We start from the raw sequence: 6,166 nt of genomic DNA, 5'->3' as shown, positions 1-6,166 counted from the left end.
TAAGGCGATGGAACTCGTCGCTGATACGATGAGGGTTATCGGTTTCTGATATGAGCTGAGCGAGCACGAGGCTGTCTTCCGCACGTCCGCCGTCGACACCGGCGTTGTTTACCAAGAGATGTCAATCCCGCCCCAGGCATCGTCGATGGCTCTGAACATCGCCTCGACCGCTTCGGGATCGCTGATGTCAGCCCTCAATTGACGAGTCTCGCCACCAGTGGCGGTGACTTCCTCAACGAAGATATCGGCTTGTCGTGGGTTGACCAGATAGTTGATTGCAACTCGTGCACCCTCGGCGGCGAAGGCCTTTGCGATCGCGGCTCCCAGACCAAAGTTGCCTCCTGTTACGAGAACACGTTTATTGCTCAGCCCGAGGTCCATCTTGGTTTCCGCTAAATCAACCAAATCGGCGGGCACCCCCCACCTCGTCGGGCAGTCATTGCCGCTGAAAATTGCCTTAGTCCCCAGCGGTCAAGGAACCGAACGTGCCTCCGTTAGTTCGGCTCATAATCTCAGAACATCGATCGCCATTGCGCTGCTGTTGTTCAACGGCTGGAAAGGCTGGGAAATGGTGTATCGCCACCGGGTCGGCGTCAGCGAAGAAAGCGGCAATTCGACGCGGTGAGAGAAGGGACAGACGCATGGCAGAACACTCTGCCCGGCGTCAAGCCGCGCGGCGAGATCCTAGCCAAAGCGCGGTGTTGAAGAGCGTTTTCGTCACCTAGATCAGCGGCATTCAACGTCATGAAAGGAGGTAATCGATGGCTTTTCATACTTTTGCACGCCCCATCTACGCGCTACGAAAGCACTTTGTGCAGGAGATCGCTGGGCTTGACGATGTCTTTGACTTTCTCGACGAATGGCCACAGGAGAAGCGCGATATCACCTATGAGGTGATGTTGGACGCCTGCCGGAAGGCAGCCAATCGCCAACTTCCCGCGTCGGTCGTTGCGGCGAATTTCAGTCGCTTTCTCAACAAGCACGGCAAACTCGCCGGCGTAGAAGACGTCCCATTGCACCTTCGGCGGGCCGGCGATCGAAATGTCTCGGGCACCGATTGACGCAGGTCATAGTGTCGAAAGTCAGATGGTCGCCCACGCCCCTATTGATCTTGGTGTTCGTCCAAACAGGGAGGTACGCGGTACCGCCGAGGAGCTTTCGGCTTGTTTGTCCATCCACGATCGAAGCGCCATGGTCCGGCCGTCGCAAATCATGTTACTGTTCGGCCAATTTCAGCACCCCTACAAGGATTCGACCGTCGGTGAAGTACGGATCGCCGCCGCCGTTGCGACCATCTTTTGTCGCACCGACGCCTGCGCGCTCGTAGGTCATGGAGATCTGCCCGGCGGCCTTGAGGTCGCCGATCACCAGTTCGCGCTCGGCGTCGAGATCGGGCCCGATATGGTGGGTGATCTGCCCGGTGTCGTGGCTGACACCGACGCCGCGGTCGAAGCTGGCGGAGCCCAGCCACAGCGGCTCGCCGTCGGCGCCGACGGTCGCCGTGCGCCAGAGGCGTATGTGGTGGCGCTCGTCCGCGCTACGCCCGACAGGCTTTTCGAAAGCCAGATCCTGCTTCCGGCCGTCGAAGAACAGCGGGCTGACGGGTGCATCGAGATCCGGCCGATCAAGCGCCACGCTCAGGCCGATTTCAACCGAGGAGAGCAACGTTATCCTGTCGGCGGGATCCCAGCCCGAGGCGGCGAAGGCCTTGATCACCTGCTGCTTCGGGCCGACGACCCCGACGTTGATCGGGTCGCCCGGAATGTCGTCGTCGGTCGTGGTGACCATCCGGCTGAGATCGGCAACGGTGCTCCGGTCGCGGAAGATCCAAAGCTCCGGCATGACCAGGTAGCAGACGAGCAGATACGCCAGGAGGACGGCGGCAAGAACGCCCGCAGCCGACTTCCATCTGCCTCGACTGCTTCCCCCCTGTTCCATTGCAATGTGCCGCTCCCGACTTCAGTAGCAGGGCGGATACGGATAGTAGCCGCAAGGGGGGTGATAGTAGTATGGCGCGGAGGCCGCCGCGGCACCGATGGCCGCGCCCGTCGCGACCGCAGCGCCGTAGCGGGCCGCCGGGTGCGCATACCACCCGCCGTGGAAGCCGACCGCACCCACGCCGACCACGCCGACGCGCCCCATTCCGGCGCGCGCCACGAACATGTCGATGAACAGCGAAGCCGGGCCATTGGCCTTTGCGAGTTCGCCCTCGAGAACCTGGACGTCAAAGGTCAGCGTGCCGCCATCCAGCTTTGGCTTGGTCAGGACCACGACCGCGTCTTCGACAGCGATGCCATCGCTGCTCATGACCGAGATCGTCGCGTTCGGCGGGTCGACCGCGAAGCTGTCCTTGCCCTCGTCCCATTCCTTGATGAACTCGGTCGTGAGCACATGTCCGGCCGATCGTACGGGACGGTCGGCGAACACGATGGAGTTCGGGGTGACGCCCGTCATCGTCAGCTTGCCATCGACCAGCGTCGCCCCGCCGGAATTGAGGACGGCGAGCGACGGCACCATCTTCGTGGCCGTGATCGCTCCAATGGTCTTGGCGGCGGGTGCCGTGATCGCGTCTTCGGCCTGCGCCGCTCCTGCGAACGACACGAGGCAGGCTACGGCGAGAGTGCCAATCCGTATATGGCGTTTCATGAAGAATTCTCCTTTTTGCTACTTCACGAGACCGAGGTTCACGAGCTGGACGCGCCGATTGTCAGCGGCCTGCGGGTTCGACGGATCCACGAGCCACTCCTCGCCGACGCCGATCGCGAACAGACGGTCCGGGGCGATGGCGAAGGTCGTCGACAGCGCCTCCGTGATTGCGTTCGCCCGCTTCTGGCTGAGGTCTAGATTGTGCTTGGCGTCGCCCGTCGAGCTCGTGTGTCCGACGACAAGGAACTTGTAGCGCCGCAGGTTCGGATGATGCAGGGCGTCGGCGATCATGCCGACGGTGCGATAGGATTTCGGTTCGATGGCGATGGAGTCGTTCTCGAAGTCGATCTCGACGATGAGCTGCGACAGCTTCGAAAGTTTCTGCCAGTCGGGAAGCGCGGCGACGCCCTTGCCTGCACTCGCCGCCGCTTCTTGCATGAGCAAAGCGAGGTCGATGGCCGGAGCCCCTCCCTGCAATCTGTCGAGCGTGCGCACCACCTGCGGGCCGCTCAGTTCCTGGGCGAGTGAGTGGCCGGGTGCCAGCAGCAGTCCGGCGGCAAACATCGTCGCGAGTCGAAAGCTCTTCATGATCCTGTGTCCCTTCAACATCGTTCACCGCCAGCCGGCGTCGATGATCGCCTGGCCGCACTGGCCTTCGTTCACGCGCGTCGCCTTGTTCAGGCAGGAAAGAATGTTTCCCTCGCCCACCACGCCGCTGCAGAACTGCGCGACATAGTGCTTGCACATCGCGGTGAACGACGACTGGGCGGCAAGGCGCTGCTCGATCGAGGTGGTGACGCTCGCCAGTGTCGACGTGCAGGTCGGCGAGACATTTGCGGCATGGGATTCGAGGCAGTTCTGGATGCGGCCGCTCCCGAGGTTCAGGCCCTTGCAGAACTTCTTGATGTCGGATCCGCAATCGTTGGCGAGCGTGCTCACCGCGTCGGCATAGCTGATGGTGTCGGCACTGGCCGCACCGCTGAGCGCCAGGAACGCGACCAGCGCCCCTCCTAACAGTCTGGTTCTCGTCGACATGCTACCCCCATCGTGAACGATTGATCGTCGGAGAAACTCTCCGCACGCATTTGGTGCGCTTTCGGGGGTGAGAAGGGAAGTATGTTACGGTTACACGGACCGTAGGAGACGGCGTTCAACGCGTCGCCGCAGCGATGGATGTGGAAGCTACTCGCCGCGCTCTGGCGGCCGATCCTCCACGGCCTTCCCGAAGCGATCCAGTTCGAGCGAGTAGCAGAAGAGCCCGAACAGCGTCGCCGCGACATACAGGCTCTTCACGACGGTCTGAGCGAGCGGCGGAAAGGCGTCGAGTTCCGGCAGATGCCTGAAGAAGATGGCCGAGAAGAGCGCACCGCCGAAGAAGAAGCTCACCCGGCTGGCGAAGAAGAGCAGATGCGCAACGAAGACACTGTGAAACGGCGACGTGACCGGCACCCATTTCAACCGTGTCCAGTAACAGCAATGGAGCAGCGCGGCGCTGGCAACAATCCCGACCTGGTCCGAGAGAGCGAGCATCTGCCGCTCCCCGAGGTGGGTGACCAAGCCATGAAAGATGGGGAACACGATCCAGAACAGTGTCAGGGCCGCGGCGGTCTGAGCTGCGAGGAGACCCAGGTAGATCCATGGTGCCGACGGCCCTGATTTTGATTTCAAGCTCCGCCTCCCTGCAGTTCTGCTGATCGTTGCTATGGCGCATGAGCCAGGCTCAAGCCGCCGTGGCTGATGCCTTCGGCGCCCTCACGTTTCCGGCGGACGCCGGTTTGACATAGCATCGTAGTCTGCTGTAGACCGCCGCCGGACTCCGGCTAGAACTTCACCGCCAGTCGCGTGAAGACGCCATGCTGAGTAGCGTCATACTGGAAGCCACCGTCCTCGTAGTCCGTGTAGAGGGCCTTGTAGCCGAAAGACGAAGCGAGAGTGTCCGTCCAGTTATAGCCGACCGTCGCGGTGCCCTGCAGCGTGATGTCCGAGGCGACGCCGAAGCCGCCGACGTCGGCCATGACGTCCACGAACCATTTGTTGTTGACATCATAATGCATGGTGAGCCCGACGATGGGATCGGCCCAGCTTTGCGAACCGCTGCGGTCGATCGCCGGGAAGAACACGGGATCAATCCCGAGTTCCACCTTGTTGTACTGGTAGCGAAGTCCGCCCGTCGCGTAGAGCTGCATGTTCGCCACGTTGACCGGCAGCTCGTAGCCGACAAGGGCCGTCGCCACGATCTGCGTCTGCTCGAAATCGGCCGTTCCGCCGAAGGGGCCGACGTCGGCGTCGGTCGAAACCTTGGCCCACATGACATCCGTATACAGAAGCCAGCTATCGCCTGCTGCTTGAAAGGATCCTGCGAACACGCCATCCAGATCCTCGAGCACGTCCATAGGCGAGACGTCGACCGCCGCCGCCGGGAGGCCGCGCACGCCGATGTCGCCGTTCAAACCTGCCAGCCAGCCGTCGAACGTGACCTGGAACTTCCATCCGTTGTCGACGACGACCGGTCGAGGTTCCGACATGTCTGCGGCGGCCGCAGGCGCCGCCGCCAGGGCCAGAACCAACCCGCAATGGACGCATTTCATTTCGATCATGCAGCAGTCCCCCGATCTTCCATGGCTCCGGCGATCGCCGGAAGTGATTCCCTGCGAAAGCATAGCCGATCACGCCGGAAGCACCCGTATGTTACCGTATCCGATTGTCCCCGCGGACTATTGGCGTGACCATTTCTGCGACTCGCAGACGACCTTCATCACGCAGCCTTTGAGGGTAACCGTGTCGCCGGAAACGCTGATGGTGCCGTTGTAGGTCTTCTTCGCGTCGGGATCGGTGATCTTGCCGGAATAGCTGCCGCCGCTGCCTTCGAACGCGCCGATCTTCTCGCCGGTATGCTTGCCGCTCTTCAGCGTGATGCAGAACCCCCCGCCGCACGGCTCGATCGCGGCGGTGTCGCCGAGCGTCGTCTTCCAGTTTCCGACGATCGGCTCGGCTGCGCTCGCCAGTCCGGTCGACATCAGCAGCGCTGTGACGGAGATCAGGATGGGTTTCACGGTAAGGTCCTCGCATGGCTGGCCCGCCACCGGGCCGATGACCGAATGGACCACACATGCGCTGCCGACCGCAAGAAACTCACGGTGTGTTACTGTAACCTACATGGTGCCGGCCGGGTTCTGTGTCATCTTCACGACGACGACGCGATGTGCGCCCCCCCCCGCGTCGCCTGGCCGGGAGCCGATGCAATGGAATACGACACGGAGTTCGCCAAGCGCAGGTTTCCCGAGCAGACGCTGGAGATCGAAGCGCTTGCCTCCCGCAGTGAAAGCTTCCGGGAACTGTGCAACGACTTTTCCATCGCCGACCAGCTCGTGCGGGACTGGAAGTCGTCTACGGCTCCGGAGCGGGATGCACGTTATGCCGAGGCGCTGGAACTCATGGACGGCCTCGCCGCGGAAATCCACACCATGCTGGACTTTGCCAAGGTCGTTCCATTCCCAGCCGCCCGATAAGTCGCGATCTC

General features: G+C 62.1%; 11 protein-coding genes. 3 read left to right on the top strand and 8 right to left on the bottom strand.

The window, feature by feature from the left end; all coding sequences use genetic code 11:
- Positions 1 to 108: 108 nt before the first annotated feature.
- Complete coding sequence (locus V8P77_RS34195) at positions 109 to 381, bottom strand: SDR family NAD(P)-dependent oxidoreductase (protein ID WP_335916718.1); 273 nt, start codon at positions 379 to 381, stop codon at positions 109 to 111.
- Between the two features lies 1 nt (position 382).
- On the opposite strand from V8P77_RS34195, the gene V8P77_RS34190 reads away from it, so the two are divergent.
- Together V8P77_RS34190 and V8P77_RS34185 are read left to right on the top strand one after the other, a co-directional pair.
- Positions 383 to 625 (top strand): hypothetical protein, encoded by a 243-nt coding sequence (locus V8P77_RS34190; RefSeq protein ID WP_335916717.1) that lies wholly within the window; start codon positions 383 to 385, stop codon positions 623 to 625.
- A gap of 136 nt (positions 626 to 761) precedes the next feature.
- Complete coding sequence (locus V8P77_RS34185; protein WP_335916716.1) at positions 762 to 1,061, top strand: DUF982 domain-containing protein; 300 nt, start codon at positions 762 to 764, stop codon at positions 1,059 to 1,061.
- A gap of 154 nt (positions 1,062 to 1,215) precedes the next feature.
- Here V8P77_RS34185 and V8P77_RS34180 read toward each other — a convergent pair whose 3' ends face one another.
- From V8P77_RS34180 to V8P77_RS34150, 7 genes are all read right to left on the bottom strand, one after another.
- Positions 1,216 to 1,938 carry an LssY C-terminal domain-containing protein gene (locus V8P77_RS34180; protein WP_335916715.1) on the bottom strand — a complete coding sequence of 241 codons (723 nt, stop codon included), beginning with the start codon at positions 1,936 to 1,938 and terminating at the stop codon, positions 1,216 to 1,218.
- Positions 1,939 to 1,959: 21 nt separating this feature from the next.
- Positions 1,960 to 2,646, bottom strand: coding sequence for a hypothetical protein (locus tag V8P77_RS34175; protein ID WP_335916714.1), 687 nt, complete (start codon positions 2,644 to 2,646; stop codon positions 1,960 to 1,962).
- An 18-nt stretch (positions 2,647 to 2,664) separates the two neighbouring features.
- Positions 2,665 to 3,234, bottom strand: a complete 570-nt coding sequence (locus V8P77_RS34170) for an OmpA family protein (RefSeq protein ID WP_335916713.1) — start codon at positions 3,232 to 3,234, stop codon at positions 2,665 to 2,667.
- Positions 3,235 to 3,258: 24 nt separating this feature from the next.
- Positions 3,259 to 3,681, bottom strand: a complete 423-nt coding sequence (locus V8P77_RS34165) for a cysteine rich repeat-containing protein (protein WP_335916712.1) — start codon at positions 3,679 to 3,681, stop codon at positions 3,259 to 3,261.
- A gap of 147 nt (positions 3,682 to 3,828) precedes the next feature.
- Complete coding sequence (locus V8P77_RS34160; protein WP_335916711.1) at positions 3,829 to 4,314, bottom strand: hypothetical protein; 486 nt, start codon at positions 4,312 to 4,314, stop codon at positions 3,829 to 3,831.
- A gap of 152 nt (positions 4,315 to 4,466) precedes the next feature.
- Positions 4,467 to 5,243 carry a hypothetical protein gene (locus V8P77_RS34155; RefSeq protein ID WP_335916710.1) on the bottom strand — a complete coding sequence of 259 codons (777 nt, stop codon included), beginning with the start codon at positions 5,241 to 5,243 and terminating at the stop codon, positions 4,467 to 4,469.
- A 117-nt stretch (positions 5,244 to 5,360) separates the two neighbouring features.
- Complete coding sequence (locus tag V8P77_RS34150; protein ID WP_051077434.1) at positions 5,361 to 5,663, bottom strand: DUF2147 domain-containing protein; 303 nt, start codon at positions 5,661 to 5,663, stop codon at positions 5,361 to 5,363.
- Positions 5,664 to 5,888: 225 nt separating this feature from the next.
- Between V8P77_RS34150 and V8P77_RS34145 the strand changes: the two genes are divergently transcribed.
- Positions 5,889 to 6,155 (top strand): hypothetical protein, encoded by a 267-nt coding sequence (locus V8P77_RS34145; protein WP_026158814.1) that lies wholly within the window; start codon positions 5,889 to 5,891, stop codon positions 6,153 to 6,155.
- Positions 6,156 to 6,166: the final 11 nt, after the last annotated feature.

The organism is Rhizobium aouanii, assembly GCF_037002925.1.
In the GTDB taxonomy this organism is placed as follows: Bacteria; Pseudomonadota; Alphaproteobacteria; order Rhizobiales; family Rhizobiaceae; genus Rhizobium; species Rhizobium aouanii.
The sequence above is the reverse complement of the archived record's forward strand: the minus strand, read 5'-3'. Positions and strand labels throughout refer to the sequence as shown.

Bases quoted from the DNA above. Each gene is read 5' to 3' on its own strand.
- V8P77_RS34155 (WP_335916710.1), bottom strand. From the start codon at position 5,243: ATGATCGAAATGAAATGCGTCCATTGCGGGTTGGTTCTGGCCCTGGCG.
- V8P77_RS34150 (WP_051077434.1), bottom strand. From the start codon at position 5,663: ATGTCGACCGGACTGGCGAGCGCAGCCGAGCCGATCGTCGGAAACTGG.
- V8P77_RS34195 (WP_335916718.1), bottom strand. From the start codon at position 381: ATGGACCTCGGGCTGAGCAATAAACGTGTTCTCGTAACAGGAGGCAAC.
- V8P77_RS34170 (WP_335916713.1), bottom strand. From the start codon at position 3,234: ATGAAGAGCTTTCGACTCGCGACGATGTTTGCCGCCGGACTGCTGCTG.
- V8P77_RS34145 (WP_026158814.1), top strand. From the start codon at position 5,889: ATGGAATACGACACGGAGTTCGCCAAGCGCAGGTTTCCCGAGCAGACG.
- V8P77_RS34165 (WP_335916712.1), bottom strand. From the start codon at position 3,681: ATGTCGACGAGAACCAGACTGTTAGGAGGGGCGCTGGTCGCGTTCCTG.
- V8P77_RS34180 (WP_335916715.1), bottom strand. From the start codon at position 1,938: ATGGAACAGGGGGGAAGCAGTCGAGGCAGATGGAAGTCGGCTGCGGGC.
- V8P77_RS34175 (WP_335916714.1), bottom strand. From the start codon at position 2,646: ATGAAACGCCATATACGGATTGGCACTCTCGCCGTAGCCTGCCTCGTG.
- V8P77_RS34185 (WP_335916716.1), top strand. From the start codon at position 762: ATGGCTTTTCATACTTTTGCACGCCCCATCTACGCGCTACGAAAGCAC.